Genomic DNA, 14,916 nt, shown 5'->3' on the forward strand with positions numbered 1-14,916 from the left:
GCGGTCGTCACGACGCGGGGCGCCACGGTCCTCGTCACGACGGCCGTACCCGCGGTCGTCACGGCGCGGAGCGCCACGGTCGTCACGCCGGTCGCCCTCGTGTCGGACGAACCCGCGGTCGTCACGACGGGGAGCGCCACGGTCCTCGCGCCGCACGAACCCGCCGTCGTCGCGTCGCGGAGCACGGTCCGACCCACGGTCGTCACGACGCGGAGCGCCACGGTCGTCACGACGCGGAGCGCCACGGTCGTCACGACGCGGAGCGCCACGGTCGTCGTCGCGACGCCCGTACCCGCCGCGGTCGTCCCGACGGGGAGCGCCCCGGTCGGCACCGCGATCGGCGCCGCGGAACCCACCGCGGTCGTCGCGCGGCGCACCACCGGAGGGGCGGCCGCCGTACCCACGGTCGTCACGGCGCGGAGCTCCGCGATCCGGGCTGCGGTCGTCACGGCGCGGAGCTCCGCGGTCCGCGGTGCGGTCGTCACGACGGAACCCACCGCGGTCGTCGCGCGGCGCGCCACCGGACGACCGTCCGCCGTACCCACCACGGTCGCCACCGCGGTCCGACCCGCCGGGACGACCACGCTCGTCGTCGCGACCCCGGTACCCACCGCGGTCCGACCCACTCGGCCGACCAGGGCCTCCCGGTCGTCCGCCGCCGGAGCCGCCGTCCCTGCGACCGGCGCCGCCGTGTCGTCCGTCCTCATACGCGGCCATCGGGGATCCCTTCGTTCTGCTCGAAACCGTCGACGCCGTCCTCCAACAGGGGAGAGATCAGCGGCAGTTCGTCGAGCGAGTTGATGCCGAGCTGCTGCAGGAGCAGGTCGGATGTGACGTAGTTGATGGCGCCGGTCTCAGAGTCGGTGAAGGACTCCTCGATGAGCCCGCGGGCGACCAGGGTGCGGACGACACCGTCGACGTTGACGGCGCGGATGGAGGCGATCTGCGAACGGGTGATCGGCTGCTTGTAGGCGACGACGGCCAGGGTCTCGAGCGCCGCCTGGGACAGCCGTGCCGGGCGCTCCGCCTCGACGAACTGCTCGACCACCGCGTCGAGCTCCGCGCGGACGTAGAAGCGCCAGCCGCCGCCGACCTCGCGCAGCTCGAAGCCCCGGCGGACCGTGCCGTCGACGCCGTCGAAGTCCGCGACCAGGCGCTCGATCCCCTGGCGGACGACGGGGACGGGGACGCCGATGGCCGTGCCGAGCGCGACGAGCGACTGCGGTTCGTCGGCGATCATCAGGATCGCTTCGAGCTGTCGGTCGACGGCGTGACCGGCCGCCTGCGCGCGGACGGACTGCGCACGGATCGACTGCTCGACGGCGCGGGCGTCACCGATCTCGTCGGCGCCGCCGGGTTCGGCGCTGGAGACGTCGTGGACGTCATCCGTCATAGTCGGCTCCAAGGTTGGCGAGGCTCTCGTCGGTCCAGTGCTCCGCGGTCCACCGCAGGGTCAGTTCCCCGAGCGGCTCGTCCTGTTCGAAGGTGATCGACGCGTTCCGGTAGAGCTCGAGGATCGCGAGGAAACGAGCCACCACGATACCCGTGATGTCGACCCCGGCGACCAGTTCGCGGAACGCGACGTCGGGATCGCCCGTGGCGGCGCGGGTCCGGAGGATCGAGACGACGACCGCGGCCTGCTCGCGGATGCTGACGAGCGGGGCGTGCAGGTGGTCGAGCCCGACGGTCGGGATCTCGCGCGGGGCGAACGCCAGCGCGGCGAGCGCGGCGAAATCCTGCGCGGACAGCGTCCACACCAGCTCGGGTGTGCGGGCGCGGAACCGTTCCTCGAGCCGGACGCTCCGGACGTGCCGACGCGACTCGGTGCTCCAGCGTGCGCCGAACCAGTCGGCCGCCTGTTTGAACGCCCGGTACTGCAGCAGCCGGGCGAACAGCAGGTCGCGGGCCTCGAGCAGCGCGACGTCCTCGGCGTCGACGAGTTCGCCCTGCGGCAGCAGCCCGGCGATCTTCAGGTCGAGCAGGGTGGCCGCGACGACCAGGAACTCGCTCGCCTCGTCGAGCTCCTCGGCGGACTCGGCCTGGCGCACGTGCGCGATGAACTCCCCCGTGACGACGCCGAGCGCCACCTCGGTGATGTCCATCTCGTGCTTCGTGATGAGCGAGAGCAGCAGGTCGAACGGCCCGTCGAAGTTCGTCAGGCGGACCCGGAAGCCCTGCGGCCCGGGGACGGCCGGTGTGTCGGCGACGGGGTCAGGCGACGGCGCCACGCTGGACGAGCTCTCGTGCGAGCTGCCGGTAGGACTTCGCCGCGATGTGCTCCGGCGCCGTCTGTGTGATGGGCCGGGCGGACACGGTGGCGTCCGGGAACTTCACGGTGCGACCGATGACGGTGTCGAGCACGCGCTCGTCGAACGTGTCCACCACGCGCTCCATGACCTCGCGGGAGTGCAGCGTGCGCGAGTCGTACATGGTCGCGAGGATGCCGTCGAGCGTCAGCGCCGGGTTGAGGCGGTCGCGGACCTTGTCGATCGTCTCGATGAGCAGTGCGACACCGCGCAGGGCGAAGAACTCGCACTCGAGCGGGATCAGCACGCCGTGCGCCGCGGTCAGCGCGTTCACGGTGAGCAGGCCGAGCGAGGGCTGGCAGTCGACCAGGATGACGTCGTAGTCCTTCGCGACCTTGCGCAGGACGCTCGCCAGGATCTGTTCGCGGGCGACCTCGTTGACCAGGTGGACCTCGGCGGCGGACAGGTCGATGTTGGCCGGGATGACGTCGAGCCCGGGGGTGTTCGTCGGCTGGATGACCTGGTTCGGGTCCTTCACGGCACCCATGAGCAGGTCGTAGACGGTGTGGATGTCGTGCGTGCGCACCCCGAGCCCCGCGGACAGTGCGCCCTGCGGGTCGAAGTCGACCGCGAGGACCTTGCGGCCGTACTCGGCGAGCGCGGCACCGAGGTTGATCGCGGTGGTCGTCTTGCCGACGCCGCCCTTCTGGTTGCACAGGGCGATGATGCGGGCGGGGCCGTGTCCGTCGAGTTCCTCGGGCACGGGGAACTCGCGAACGGGCCGGCCGGTCGGACCGTACGTGGTCTCGCCGGTGCCGGGCTGGGTCGTCGGGTTCGTGCTCACCCCGTCATCGTACCGGCGCACACGGCGCGGTCCGGGGCGCACCGCCGGACGGTGGCGACGCCCGTGCGGACGGTGGCGACGCCCGTGCGCACGGCGGTGACGACCGTGACCGGGCCGTCGCGCCGGCCGCAGCGGACGGGACCCGGGCGACCGGGCCCTCCCGGCGGACGCCTCAGACGGCGCGCAGCGCCACCCGCATGCTGTCGACGCGTTCCGCGATGACGACGTCGGCCGTCCACCGCTGCTGCAGCCGACCGACCAGGGCACCGACGTGGTCGCGGTCGAGGCCCGGGTGCAGGACCAGCCCGACGGTCAGCTCGGGTCCGGCGAAGCGTCCGAGCGGGTCGCCGGGTGCGAGTTCGACGCGGGCGACGGCGGGCTCGGCGGCGACGGAGTCGGCGAAGGCCCGAGCGACCTCGGGGTCCTCGAAGCACGGCGTCCACGCCAGGTCCTGTCCGAGCGCCCAGACCGCGGGACGGCGCAGCACGAACTCGGTCGACGCGGTCGGGTCGAGCACCACGAGCTGGGTGTCTTCGCTGGCGGCGGCCATCGCCACGCGGCGGGACTCGACCGGGATGGGCCGCGCCGTGGCGTCCCAGGACTGCATCGCGGCGACCGAGGTGAACGCCGGCATCACCGTGCGGCCGTCCGGGCCCGCGACCGTGACGATCGAGAGCTCCTGGGTCTTGTCGACGACCCGGCCGTCCGGGGTCTCGCCGACCTCGCCGGCCTCGGCCACGAGCGGGACGAGCAGTCGTGCGGTCCCGAGCGCTGCGACGACCGCCGACTGCGATCCTCCGGTGGGCAGCGCGGCGATGGCGGCGACCAGCGCCGGGTCCGCCAGGCCGTCGTCGTCGGCGAACGCGTCGTCGTGGCTGTCGAAGGTGCGCCCGGCCCACGGGAAGCCCGCCGAGTCCGCGCTGTGGTCGCCGACGCCGTGGTCGTGCGTCCGCTCGCGCTCGTCCGGTGCGCCACCGAGGCCGTTCGAGATGCCCGCCACGCGGCTACTCCGAGGCGACGTCGAGCGCGGCCGGCAGCGTGAACGCGCCGGAGTACAGGGCCTTGCCGATGATGGCGCCCTCGAGCCCGTGCGGCACGAGTCCGCGCAGCGCGACCAGGTCGTCGAGCGTCGAGATCCCGCCGGAGGCGACCACGGGCTGGTCCGTGCGGTCGCACACCTGGCGCAGCAACTCGACGTTCGGACCCTGCAGCGTGCCGTCCTTCGTCACGTCGGTCACCACGTACCGCGCGCACCCGGCGGCTTCGAGCCGGTCCAGGACCTCCCACAGGTCGCCGCCGTCCTCGGTCCAACCGCGGGCTGCGAGCGTGGTGCCGCGGACGTCCAGCCCGACGGCGATCTGCTCGCCGTACTCACCGATCACCCGCGCGGCCCACTCCGGGTCCTCGAGCGCCGCGGTCCCGAGGTTCACGCGCGCCGCACCGGTCGCCAGTGCGGCCTCGAGCGCGGCGTCGTCGCGGATGCCGCCCGACAGCTCGACCTGGACGCCCTCGACCTCGCGGATCGCGTGCGCGATCACCCGCCGGTTGTCGCCCCGGCCGAACGCCGCGTCGAGGTCGACCAGGTGGATCCACTCGGCACCCTGGTCACGCCAGGCGCGCGCCGCGGCGACCGGGTCGCCGTAGCCGGTCTCACTGCCGGCTTCCCCCTGCGTCAGGCGGACGGCCTGGCCGTCGACGACGTCGATCGCGGGCAGCAGGACGAGGGGCGGGGTGGAGGTCAGCTCGGTCATGGTCCTGTCGGTTCTGTGGCTGGTTGCACGGCGGCCGGGAGGCCCGGTGCGAGACGGTCGCGCAGGTCGGGTCCGGTGCTGGGCGGGTTCGGTACTGGGCGGGTTCGGTGCTGGTGGCGTCGGGTGCTGGTTGCGTCCGGTGCTGGTCGCGTTCGGTACTGGGTACGTCCGGTACTGGGTGCGTCCGGTCCTGCTCGCACCGGGTACCGGTCGCGCCGCGTCAGAGCGAGCGGACCCAGTTGCGGAGCAGCTGGATGCCCGGCTCGCCGGACTTCTCGGGGTGGAACTGCGTGGCGGTGAGCGGGCCGTTCTCGACCGCCGCGATGAAGCGCTGCCCGTGCTCGGCCCAGGTGAGCTTCGGGGCCCGGAACGGCCCGTACGCCTCCAGCGGGAAGTCGGTCACGCCGTACGAGTGCACGAAGTAGAAGCGCTCGTCCTGCAGCCCGTCGAACAGCACCGTGTCCTCGGGGGCCTGCACCGTGTTCCAGCCCATGTGCGGCAGGACGTCGGCCTGCAGTTGCTCGACCGTGCCGGGCCACTGCCCGAGGCCCTCGACGTCCACACCGCGTTCGGCACCGCGGGCGAACAGGACCTGCATGCCGACGCAGATGCCGAGCACCGGTCGTCCCCCGGCCAGACGGTGGTCGACGATCTCGCCGCCCTGGACCCCTTCGAGCTGGTCGATGACGGCCGCGAAGGCACCGACGCCGGGGACGAGGAGCCCGTCGGCCTCGAGCGCTGTGCGCTTGTCCGACGTCAGTGTCACGTCGGCGCCGGCGCGCTCGAGGGCCTTGGCTGCGGAGTGGACGTTGCCGGAGCCGTAGTCGAGGACGACGACGTTCGGTGTCCCGGTCACAGGGCGCCCTTCGTCGAGGGGATGCCGTCGACACGGGGGTCGAGCTCGACCGCGCGCCGCATCGCCCGCGCGAACGCCTTGAACTCGGCCTCGGCGATGTGGTGCGGGTCGCGGCCCTCGAGCACGCGGACGTGCACGGTGATGCCGGCGTTCACGGTGATGGCCTCGAACACGTGGCGGACCATCGACCCGGTGAAGTGCCCGCCGATGCGGTGGAACTCGAACCCGGTCGGCTCACCGGTGTGCACGAGGTAGGGACGTCCGGAGACGTCGACGACCGCCTGGGCCAGGGCCTCGTCGAGGGGCACGAGCGCGTCGCCGTAGCGACCGATGCCGGACCGGTCGCCGAGAGCCTGCTTGAGGGCCTGACCGAGCACGATGCCGGTGTCCTCGACGGTGTGGTGCACGTCGATGTCGGTGTCCCCCGTCGACCGCACGCGCAGGTCGATCAGGGAGTGCTTGCTGAACGCCGTGAGCATGTGGTCGAAGAACGGCACGCTCGTGTCGATGTCGGAGGCCCCGATGCCGTCCAGGTCGAGCTCGAGTTCGACGCTCGACTCACTGGTGCGGCGGCTGATCGTGGCGGTGCGCGCGGTCATGGCCCAACCCTAACCGGCGGCTGGTCGGCGGCGACCCGGCGCATGGCGTCGAGGAAGGCGGTCGTCTCCGCTTCCGTCCCGGCACTCACGCGCAGGTGGTTCGGGATGCCGAGGTCGCGCACGATGACGTCCTGGTCGAGCAACGACTCGAACGCGGCGTGCGGGTCCGCCACCCCGCCGAAGAGGACGAAGTTCGACCACGTCTCGTGCGGGGTGTACCCCATCGCGCGGAGCTCGGTCACCATGCGGTCGCGCTGCCCGCGGATGTCGTCGACCATCGCGAGCATCTCGGGCGCGTGTCGCAGTGCGGCGACGGCGGCCGCCTGGGTCAGGGCGGACAGGTGGTAGGGCAGCCGGACCAGCCGGAGCGCGTCGATCACGGCGGGATCGGCCGCGAGGTACCCGACCCGGGCGCCGGCGAACGCGAACGCCTTGCTCATGGTGCGCGAGACCACCAGGCGCTCGCGGCCGTCGAGGAGCGTCAGCGCCGTGGGCTGACCGACCGGCATGAACTCGGCGTAGGCCTCGTCCACCATCACGATCCCGTCGGTGGCGTCGTACACGGCCTCGATCGTGGCGAGGTCGAGCGGCGTGCCCGTCGGGTTGTTCGGGCCACAGAGGAAGACGACGTCGGGCTGGTGCTGTCGGACCGCCGCGACCGCCGTCTCGGGCGAGATCCGGAAGGCCGCGTCGCGCGCAGCGGGGATCCAGCGTGTGCCGGTGCCGGACGCGATGATCGAGTGCATCGAGTAGGTGGGCGGGAACCCGAGCACACTGCGGCCCGGACCGCCGAAGGCCTGCAGCAGCTGCTGGATGACCTCGTTCGAGCCGTTCGCCGCCCAGACTTGCTCCGGAACGATGCCGTGCCCGAGGTACCCCGCGAGGGACACGCGCAGCTCCGTGAACTCACGGTCCGGGTAGCGGTTGACCGTCTCGAGCGCCCGACGGATCGACGCGATGATGTCCTCGGCGACGTCCTGCGGCACGGGATGCGTGTTCTCGTTGACGTTGAGCTGCACGCTGACGTGCTTCTGCGGAGCGCCGTACGGGCTCTGCCCGCGGAGGTCGTCGCGGATCGGGAGGTCTTCGAGCGTGGTTGCCACCGATCCATCGTAGAGCGCCCGGCCGAGGGGACTCCCGGCCGTCCGGACGGTGGTGCGGCCTGCCGGCGCCGCGCCCCCGCGCTCCTGCGCTACCGCGCTACCGCGCGTCGGTGTACTTGGTCGGGATCGCGATCTGCTCGCCGGCCTGCAGCGCCGAACCGTCGAGCGCATTGAGGCTGATGACGTCCTGCACGAAGTCGCGCGGGTCGGCGTTCGGGGCGGTCTGCTCAGCGAGTGCCCACAGGGTCTCCCCGGGCTGGATGGTCACCGTCTGGAAGTCACTGTGACCCGCCGTGTTGCCGGCGGATGCCTGCCCGCCGTTGAGCGCGAAGAACGCCACGGCGACCAGCAGCGGCAGCGCCGCCAGCGCCGTGAGGACGATCCGGCCGCGCCGGGTCAGGCGGAGGTGGGTGCCGACGACGCGAGGAGCGTCCTGCATGGGTGCAAGTGCGATGGTGCTCATCTCGTGGTGCCTTCCTTGTCTTGGTGGACCGCTGCCCCGATGGACCTGTGATCCGGTTGCGCGGGCGAAATCACGTTCCGAAGCGCTGTACCGAACATACGTTCGAACGGCGGGACACACAAGACCCCTGGGGACTTTTCCGCGAGGTTTTCATGCGACACGCTCGAACAGGTGTTTGTCCGGCTGAAGGCGGTCGGATACTGTTTCGACTGACTGGGACAAGTCTCACGGGGACCACCGACATTCCCCATCGGCCGTCCAGGGTCACGACCAGAAGGCGAGACGACGTGCCGGACGAACTGCGGGTCCAGAAACCGCTCACCGCGAAGCAGCAGGCGATCTTCGACGCGATCCGCGCCTCCATCGCCAGCCGCGGCTACCCGCCGAGCATGCGCGAGATCGGTGACGCCGCCGGGCTGTCCTCGCTGTCCAGCGTCTCCCACCAACTCGGACAGCTCGAGCTCGGTGGCTGGATCCGCCGCGACCCGAACCGCCCCCGCGCGCTCGAGGTCCTGGTCGACGAGCCGTCGGCAGACGTCGACGGCCCGGACGTCGACGCCACGACCCTGGTCCCCCTGGTCGGCCGGATCGCCGCCGGTGTGCCGATCACGGCAGAGCAGCACGTCGACGAGATCATCCCGCTCCCCCGACAGCTCGTCGGCACCGGCGACCTGTTCATGCTCAAGGTCGTGGGCGAGTCGATGATCGACGCCGCGATCTGCGACGGCGACTGGGTCGTCGTCCGGTCGCAGCAGACGGCGGAGAACGGCGACGTCGTCGCGGCGATGCTCGACGAAGAAGCCACCGTCAAGGTCTTCCGACAGCGCGACGGCCACACCTGGCTGCTGCCGCGCAACACCGCCTTCGAGCCGATCCTCGGCGACGCGGCGACGGTCCTCGGCAAGGTCGTGGCGGTCCTCCGCTCCCTCTGATCGTCCGAGTCGCCCCGGTCACGACGAAACGCCGCCATCGCTGGCGGCGTTTCGTGTGTTCCAAGGCGTCTCACGGAACGGGCGACGCGTGGCGGACGTCGGTCGGGCCTCCGGACTGCGTCGGGCCGGAGCCCTAGGCCGACGGGACCGGCGCGACCACGTACGGGTCGAGTTCCGCGACCTGTCGCTGGAACACCTTGACCCGCAGTCGTGTGCCGGACTCGACGTAGTCGACGGTCTCGACCGCGCCGGTGTCGTGCAGCTGCGAGACCAGGTCCCCACGGTCGTACGGCACGACGACGGTCAGGTCGACGTCCGGCTCGGGCAGCCGTGACTCGATCGCGGCGAGCAGGTCGCCGATGCCCTCGCCGGTGCGCGCCGACACGAAGACGGCATCCGGGGCGAGCCCGACGAGCACCAGGCGCTGCGCGTCGTCGATCAGGTCGGCCTTGTTGAACGCGACGATCTCCGGGATGTCCCGGGCGCCCACGTCCCCGATGACCTCGCGCACGGTCGCGAGCTGCGCGGCCGGGTCCGGGTGCGAGCCGTCGACGACGTGCACGATGACGTCGGCCTCGCCGACTTCCTCGAGCGTCGACCGGAATGCCTCGACCAGCTGGTGCGGCAGGTTCCGGACGAACCCGACGGTGTCGACGAAGGTGAACTCGCGGCCCTTGGTGCTCTCGGTCCGTCGCACGGTGGCGTCCAGCGTGGCGAACAGCTGGTTCTGCACGAGCACACCCGCGCTGGTCAGCCGGTTCAGCAGCGAGGACTTGCCCGCGTTCGTGTACCCGGCGATGGCGACGCTCGGGACCTCGTTGCGGTGGCGGTCGGCGCGCTTGGCCTCGCGCGCAGGGCGGAAGCCGGCGATCTGACGACGGAGCTTCGACATCCGCGTGTGGATGCGTCGACGGTCGAGCTCGATCTTGGTCTCACCGGGACCACGCGAGCCCATGCCAGCACCGCCCGACACCTGGCCACCGGCCTGGCGGGACATCGACTCACCCCAACCGCGCAGCCGCGGGAGCAGGTACTCGAGCTGGGCGAGCTCGACCTGCGCCTTGCCCTCGCGGGACTTGGCGTGCTGGCTGAAGATGTCGAGGATGACGGCCGTGCGGTCGATCACCTTGACCTTGACGACGTCCTCGAGCGCACGCCGCTGCGAGGGCGCGAGCTCGGTGTCGGCGATCACCGTGTCGGCACCGGTGGCCTTGACGACCATCGCGAGTTCCTCGGCTTTGCCCTTGCCGAGGTACGTCGACGGGTCGGGGTGCGGTCGCCGCTGTAGCAGCCCGTCGAGCACCACCGCGCCGGCGGTCTCGGCGAGGGCGGACAGTTCGCGCAGGGAGTTCTCGGCGTCGGCCGCGTCGCCCTGGGCGTACACGCCGATCAGGACGACCTGCTCGAGCCGGAGTTGCCGGTACTCGACCTCGGTGACGTCCTCGAGTTCGGTGGAGAGACCGGCGACCCGACGCAGCGCCGCGCGGTCCTCACGGTCGTACTGGTCGCCGTCACCGGCCCAGCCGTGCTCGTCGACCGATCGGGTCTGGATGGCCTGCGCCGGGGCGAAGATGGACGAGCTGGCCCGCGAGTCGGCGTTGCGCAGCACGCGCTCGACGACGCCGTCGCCTTCAGCTTGGTTGTTGGGTTCCGTCATGCTGTCCACAGGGTACCTCCGGCGCCGCCAGGACACACGGGTCAGCCGGTACGGTTCTTCCATGGCGAACGACCACTACTTCTCGGCCACCCCGGAGAGCCCGGCGCGCCCGCGCCAGATCTCCGTCACCCTGGCCGGTCGGACGCTCTCGCTCACCACTGCTGCCGGGGTCTTCAGCCCGGACGGCATCGACCGTGGCACCCGCGTGCTGCTCGGCTCGGTGCCGCCGCCCGCACCCGACGGCGCACTGCTCGACGTCGGCTGCGGCTGGGGTCCGATCGCCATCACCATGGCGCTGCACTCCCCCGACGCCACGGTGTGGGGCGTCGACGTCAACGAGCGGGTGCTCGACCTGGCGCGGCACAACGCCCAGGTCGCGGGAGCCGAGAACGTGTCGATCGGGCTCCCGGGCGACGTCCCTGCCGATCTGCGCTTCCGTACGATCTGGTCGAACCCGCCGATCCGCGTGGGCAAGGACGAGCTCCACGACATCCTCATGACGTGGCTCCCCCGGCTCGAGGTCGCCGGCGACGCCTGGCTGGTCGTCTCGAAGGACCTCGGCGGCGACTCGCTCCAGCGCTGGCTGCACGACGCGCTCGGGTCGTCGTTCCACGTCACGCGGTCGACGACCGACAAGGGCTTCCGCGTGCTGCGCGTCCACCGGGCGACGGAGTAGCGGGGCGAGCGGCCGCACGGGCGTGCACCGTGTGCGCCCGCTCATCCGGTGCGAGGTTGCCCGCCCCGTGCGCCCCAACGTCCTCGCACCGGGCGACGAACCCCGCACCACCCGAACCGACCATGGCGCCGCACGGCAGGCACGAGGAGCGTCACCGACGTCGGCCAGCCGAAAGAAGCCTCCCGGCCTGGGAACGCGCACCGTGCGTGATCACCACCCGGTGCGAGGTTGCCCGCCCCGTGCATCCCAACGTCCTCGCACTGAGTGACGAAGCCCGCACCGGGCATCACGCACCGGGCACCAGACGGACACGGCAGCACCCGCTCGGCACCGTCAGACCGTCAGGTCCCCGGAGAAGACGAGCTCGGCAGGCCCGGCCAGCGAGACGTGTTCGCCGTCCTCGGCCGCGAACATGCGCACCGTCACGACCCCGCCCGGCACCCGCACCCGCCAGGTGTCCGGCGCGGACGCTCCCGCCCAGTGCCGCGTCGCCAGCGCCGCGGCGACGGCCCCGGTGCCGCACGACAGGGTCTCCCCGCTGCCGCGCTCGTGCACCCGCATCGTGATCTGCCCGACGCCGTCCTGCACCAGCGGGTCGCCGGGCAGCACGAACTCGACGTTCGCACCGGCCGCGGGAGCCGGGTCGAGCACGGGCACGTAGGTCAGGTCGAGCCCAGCGAGCTCGTCGTCCGTCGCGACGGCCACCACGACGTGTGGGTTCCCCACGTCGATCCCCAGGCCCGGACGCGCACGGTCCAGGTTCTTCGCCCGGACCAGCACGTCGGACGCGCCACCGCCCTCGATCCCGAGGCCCCAGCGCCCCAGGTCGGCGGCGAACCCGTTCGCCTGGCGCTGGACGTCGACGACGCCCTTGCGGCTGCCGACCGACAGGGTCTCGCCGGGCTGCAGGTCGACGAGCCCGGACTCGGTCAGGTACCGTGCGAACACCCGGATGCCGTTGCCGCACATCTCGGCGACGGTGCCGTCGGCGTTGTGGTAGTCCATGAACCAGGTGGCCTCAGGGGCCTGCTCGACGACGGCACGCCCCTCGGGAAGCGCATCGGACCGCACGGCCCGGATGACCCCGTCGGCCCCCACGCCGAACCGGCGGTCGGCGATGGCGCGGATGCGCTCCGGCGTCAGGTCGACCGTGGCGTCGGGGTCGGCGAACAGGACGAAGTCGTTGCCGGTCCCCTGGCCCTTGGTGAAGTGCAGCTCGGTCACGGCACGATCCTACGGGCCAGCGCCGAGAGGTCCCCGCGGTCGTTCTCGGTGACGTCGAGCACCTGTGCCTCGGCGTACCGGCGGAACCAGGACACCTGCCGTCTGGCGTACTTGCGCGTCGCGATGCCGGTCGCCTCGACCGCCTCGTCGAGCGTTGACGTGCCGTGCAGGACCTCGAGGGCCTGCGAGTACCCGATCGCCGCGCGCGCGGTCCGCCCCTGCTCGAGACCGCGCTCGCGGAGCGCTGCGACCTCGTCGACGAGCCCGTCGGCGAACATCCGGGCGGCTCGCGCGTGCAGGGCCGACACGAGCTGCTCCCGTTCGCGGTGCAGCCGGAGGACCGTGGCGGGTCGCCATGCCTGCGGCGCGGACGGGAGGCTCGTGGTCACGCGGTCCGATCGGCTCGCGATCTCGACGGCGCGGATCAGGCGCCGCGGGTTGCGGGCGTCGATGGTCGCCGCCGCCGCGGGGTCCAGTTCCCGCAGGCGTGCGAGCAGCGCGTTCGGCCCGTGCTGCTCGTGCGCGCGTTCGAGTTCGGCGCGGAGGTCCGGGTCCGTCCCCGGGAAGTCGAGCTCGTACAGGACCGAGGACACGTACAACCCGCTGCCGCCGACGAGCACCGCGACCCCGCCGTCACCCGTGATGCGCTCGATCGTCGCCCGGGCATCCCGCTGGTAGGCGGCGACGCTGGCCTCGTCCGTGACGTCGAGCACGTCGAGCTGGTGGTGCGGGATGCCGTGGCGTTCCCCGGGCGGCACCTTCGCCGTGCCGATGTCCATCCCCCGGTAGAACTGCATCGCGTCGGCGTTGACGACCTCGGCGCGCCGCCCCTGCTCGCGGAACCGGTCGGCCACGGCGATCGCCAGGTCGGACTTGCCGGTCCCCGTCGCGCCGACGATCGCGACGAGACCGTCGGTCGCGACGAGACCGTCAGTCGCGACGAGACCGTCAGTCGCGACGAGACCGTCGATCGCGCCGAGGTCGTGCGTCGGGTCCTGGTCGCGCGACTCCGGGGCCCCCGGCTCCGGGTCGCCCGGCACCGCCGCGTCAGCGACCGACACGGAGCGAGGGCAGTCCCAGCGACACCGGCCGTGCAGCAGCGCCAGCCGCGGTGGGGGTCGGGACCCCGCACGACTCGGCCTGCGCCAGGTCCCAGGCGTCACCGGCACGGGTCCGTCGGACCCGCAGCTGCGCTTCTGCCGCGGCGTCGGCGACCAGGAAGTGCGGCGCCGCGCGCGTGACCTCGACGGTGACGACGTCGCCCGGCCGCGGGACGTCCGAGCCGGCCGGCACGGAGAAGTGCACGAGGCGGGAGTCCTCGGCGCGGCCCGACAGGCGGTGCGTGGCGTCGTCCTTCCGTCCCTCGCCGCTCGCCACCAGGACCTCGACGGTCCGGCCGACCTGCTTGGTGTTCTCCTCGGCCGTGATGCGCTCCTGCAGGGCCGTGAGGCGCTCGTAGCGGGCCTGCACGACCTCCTTGGGCAGCTGGTCGTCCATCGTCGCCGCCGGGGTGCCCGGTCGGATGGAGTACTGGAACGTGAAGGCGGACGCGAAGCGGGCCTGCTCGACGACGCGGAGCGTGTCCTCGAAGTCCTGCTCGGTCTCGCCGGGGAAGCCGACGATGATGTCGGTCGAGATCGCGGCGTGCGGGATGGCGGCTCGGACCCGGTCGAGGATGCCGAGGAACCGCTCGCTTCGGTAGCTCCGCCGCATCGCCTTGAGCACCCGGTCGGATCCGGACTGCAGCGGCATGTGCAGCTGCGGCATCACGTTCGGGGTCTCGGCCATCGCGTCGATGACGTCGTCCGTGAAGGCGGCCGGGTGCGGGCTGGTGAACCGGACGCGCTCGAGTCCCTCGATCTGCCCGGCCGCCCGCAGCAGCTTGCCGAAGGCCTGGCGGTCGCCGAACTCCACGCCGTAGGAGTTCACGTTCTGCCCGAGCAGCGTGACCTCGATCGCGCCGCCGTCGACCAGTGCCTGGATCTCGGCGAGGACGTCACCCGGGCGACGGTCCTTCTCCTTGCCCCGCAGCGAGGGGACGATGCAGAACGTGCAGGTGTTGTTGCACCCGACCGAGATCGAGACCCAGCCGCTGTGCGTCGAGTCGCGCTTGGTCGGCAACGTCGACGGGAAGACCTCGAGGGACTCGAGGATCTCGAGCTGGGCTTCGCCGTTGTGCCGCGCGCGCTCGAGCAGGGTGGGCAACGAGCCCATGTTGTGCGTGCCGAAGACGACGTCGACCCAGGGTGCCTTCTCGAGGATGACGGCCTTGTCCTTCTGCGCCAGGCATCCGCCGACCGCGATCTGCATGCCCGGGTGCTCGCGCTTGATGCCGGCGAGCTGCCCCAGGTTGCCGTAGAGCCGGTTGTCAGCGTTCTCGCGAACGGCGCAGGTGTTGATCACGACGACGTCGGCCTGGGCTCCGTCGGCCGCGACGTACCCGGCGGCCTGGAGCGAGCCGCTCAGCCGCTCGGAGTCGTGCACGTTCATCTGGCACCCGTGCGTACGGACTTCGTAGGTGCGGGGCTGCGCGTCGACGGTCGCCATGATCGTCCCAGTGTAGGT

The 14,916-nt window shown here is 72.0% G+C and carries 16 protein-coding genes; 2 read left to right on the plus strand and 14 right to left on the minus strand.

The window, feature by feature from the left end:
• The 10 genes from ASG04_RS17570 to ASG04_RS06610 form a co-directional block, all read right to left on the minus strand.
• On the minus strand, positions 1–485 hold a 485-nt coding region (locus ASG04_RS17570), incomplete at its 3' end, for a hypothetical protein (protein WP_200938416.1).
• Between the two features lie 218 nt (positions 486–703).
• Positions 704–1,393 carry an SMC-Scp complex subunit ScpB gene (gene scpB / locus ASG04_RS06570; RefSeq protein ID WP_082517855.1) on the minus strand — a complete coding sequence of 230 codons (690 nt, stop codon included), beginning with the start codon at positions 1,391–1,393 and terminating at the stop codon, positions 704–706.
• Positions 1,383–2,228, minus strand: a complete 846-nt coding sequence (locus tag ASG04_RS06575; RefSeq protein WP_056121713.1) for a segregation and condensation protein A — start codon at positions 2,226–2,228, stop codon at positions 1,383–1,385. The genes scpB and ASG04_RS06575 overlap by 11 nt, the downstream gene beginning before the upstream one ends.
• The gene (locus ASG04_RS06580) at positions 2,212–3,090 is read right to left on the minus strand and encodes a ParA family protein (protein WP_056121715.1); all 879 of its coding nucleotides are present in this window, start codon (positions 3,088–3,090) and stop codon (positions 2,212–2,214) included. The genes ASG04_RS06575 and ASG04_RS06580 overlap by 17 nt, the downstream gene beginning before the upstream one ends.
• Before the next feature lie 172 nt (positions 3,091–3,262).
• Complete coding sequence (locus ASG04_RS06585) at positions 3,263–4,090, minus strand: SseB family protein (RefSeq protein WP_056121717.1); 828 nt, start codon at positions 4,088–4,090, stop codon at positions 3,263–3,265.
• Positions 4,091–4,094: 4 nt separating this feature from the next.
• Positions 4,095–4,841 (minus strand): bifunctional 1-(5-phosphoribosyl)-5-((5-phosphoribosylamino)methylideneamino)imidazole-4-carboxamide isomerase/phosphoribosylanthranilate isomerase PriA, encoded by a 747-nt coding sequence (priA, locus tag ASG04_RS06590; protein WP_056121719.1) that lies wholly within the window; start codon positions 4,839–4,841, stop codon positions 4,095–4,097.
• A 220-nt stretch (positions 4,842–5,061) separates the two neighbouring features.
• Complete coding sequence (gene hisH / locus ASG04_RS06595) at positions 5,062–5,697, minus strand: imidazole glycerol phosphate synthase subunit HisH (RefSeq protein WP_056121721.1); 636 nt, start codon at positions 5,695–5,697, stop codon at positions 5,062–5,064.
• Entirely contained in the window at positions 5,694–6,296 is a 603-nt protein-coding gene (gene hisB / locus ASG04_RS06600) for an imidazoleglycerol-phosphate dehydratase HisB (RefSeq protein ID WP_056121723.1), read from the minus strand. The genes hisH and hisB overlap by 4 nt, the downstream gene beginning before the upstream one ends.
• The gene (locus ASG04_RS06605) at positions 6,293–7,399 is read right to left on the minus strand and encodes a histidinol-phosphate transaminase (RefSeq protein WP_056121725.1); all 1,107 of its coding nucleotides are present in this window, start codon (positions 7,397–7,399) and stop codon (positions 6,293–6,295) included. Before ASG04_RS06605 ends, hisB begins: the two co-directional genes overlap by 4 nt.
• A 97-nt stretch (positions 7,400–7,496) precedes the next feature.
• Positions 7,497–7,862, minus strand: coding sequence for a LysM peptidoglycan-binding domain-containing protein (locus ASG04_RS06610; protein WP_056121727.1), 366 nt, complete (start codon positions 7,860–7,862; stop codon positions 7,497–7,499).
• A gap of 287 nt (positions 7,863–8,149) precedes the next feature.
• Between ASG04_RS06610 and lexA the strand changes: the two genes are divergently transcribed.
• Entirely contained in the window at positions 8,150–8,794 is a 645-nt protein-coding gene (lexA, locus tag ASG04_RS06615) for a transcriptional repressor LexA (protein WP_056121730.1), read from the plus strand.
• 133 nt (positions 8,795–8,927) lie between these two features.
• Here lexA and hflX read toward each other — a convergent pair whose 3' ends face one another.
• Entirely contained in the window at positions 8,928–10,451 is a 1,524-nt protein-coding gene (gene hflX, locus ASG04_RS06620; RefSeq protein WP_056121732.1) for a GTPase HflX, read from the minus strand.
• A 61-nt stretch (positions 10,452–10,512) separates the two neighbouring features.
• Between hflX and ASG04_RS06625 the strand changes: the two genes are divergently transcribed.
• Positions 10,513–11,127, plus strand: a complete 615-nt coding sequence (locus tag ASG04_RS06625) for a class I SAM-dependent methyltransferase (RefSeq protein WP_056121734.1) — start codon at positions 10,513–10,515, stop codon at positions 11,125–11,127.
• A 333-nt stretch (positions 11,128–11,460) separates the two neighbouring features.
• On the opposite strand, the gene dapF is transcribed toward ASG04_RS06625, so the two are convergent.
• The 3 genes from dapF to miaB form a co-directional block, all read right to left on the minus strand.
• Complete coding sequence (gene dapF, locus ASG04_RS06630) at positions 11,461–12,351, minus strand: diaminopimelate epimerase (protein WP_056121737.1); 891 nt, start codon at positions 12,349–12,351, stop codon at positions 11,461–11,463.
• Positions 12,348–13,250, minus strand: coding sequence for a tRNA (adenosine(37)-N6)-dimethylallyltransferase MiaA (gene miaA, locus ASG04_RS06635; RefSeq protein WP_056123697.1), 903 nt, complete (start codon positions 13,248–13,250; stop codon positions 12,348–12,350). The genes dapF and miaA overlap by 4 nt, the downstream gene beginning before the upstream one ends.
• A 148-nt stretch (positions 13,251–13,398) precedes the next feature.
• Positions 13,399–14,898 carry a tRNA (N6-isopentenyl adenosine(37)-C2)-methylthiotransferase MiaB gene (miaB, locus tag ASG04_RS06640; RefSeq protein ID WP_056121739.1) on the minus strand — a complete coding sequence of 500 codons (1,500 nt, stop codon included), beginning with the start codon at positions 14,896–14,898 and terminating at the stop codon, positions 13,399–13,401.
• Between the last annotated feature and the right edge of the window lie 18 nt (positions 14,899–14,916).

Source organism: Curtobacterium sp. Leaf183 (genome assembly GCF_001424385.1).
In the GTDB taxonomy this organism is placed as follows: Bacteria; Actinomycetota; Actinomycetes; order Actinomycetales; family Microbacteriaceae; genus Curtobacterium.

Bases quoted from the DNA above. Each gene is read 5' to 3' on its own strand.
- scpB (WP_082517855.1), bottom strand. From the start codon at position 1,393: ATGACGGATGACGTCCACGACGTCTCCAGCGCCGAACCCGGCGGCGCC.
- priA (WP_056121719.1), bottom strand. From the start codon at position 4,841: ATGACCGAGCTGACCTCCACCCCGCCCCTCGTCCTGCTGCCCGCGATC.
- hisB (WP_056121723.1), bottom strand. From the start codon at position 6,296: ATGACCGCGCGCACCGCCACGATCAGCCGCCGCACCAGTGAGTCGAGC.
- ASG04_RS06610 (WP_056121727.1), bottom strand. From the start codon at position 7,862: ATGAGCACCATCGCACTTGCACCCATGCAGGACGCTCCTCGCGTCGTC.
- hflX (WP_056121732.1), bottom strand. From the start codon at position 10,451: ATGACGGAACCCAACAACCAAGCTGAAGGCGACGGCGTCGTCGAGCGC.
- ASG04_RS06625 (WP_056121734.1), top strand. From the start codon at position 10,513: ATGGCGAACGACCACTACTTCTCGGCCACCCCGGAGAGCCCGGCGCGC.
- miaB (WP_056121739.1), bottom strand. From the start codon at position 14,898: ATGGCGACCGTCGACGCGCAGCCCCGCACCTACGAAGTCCGTACGCAC.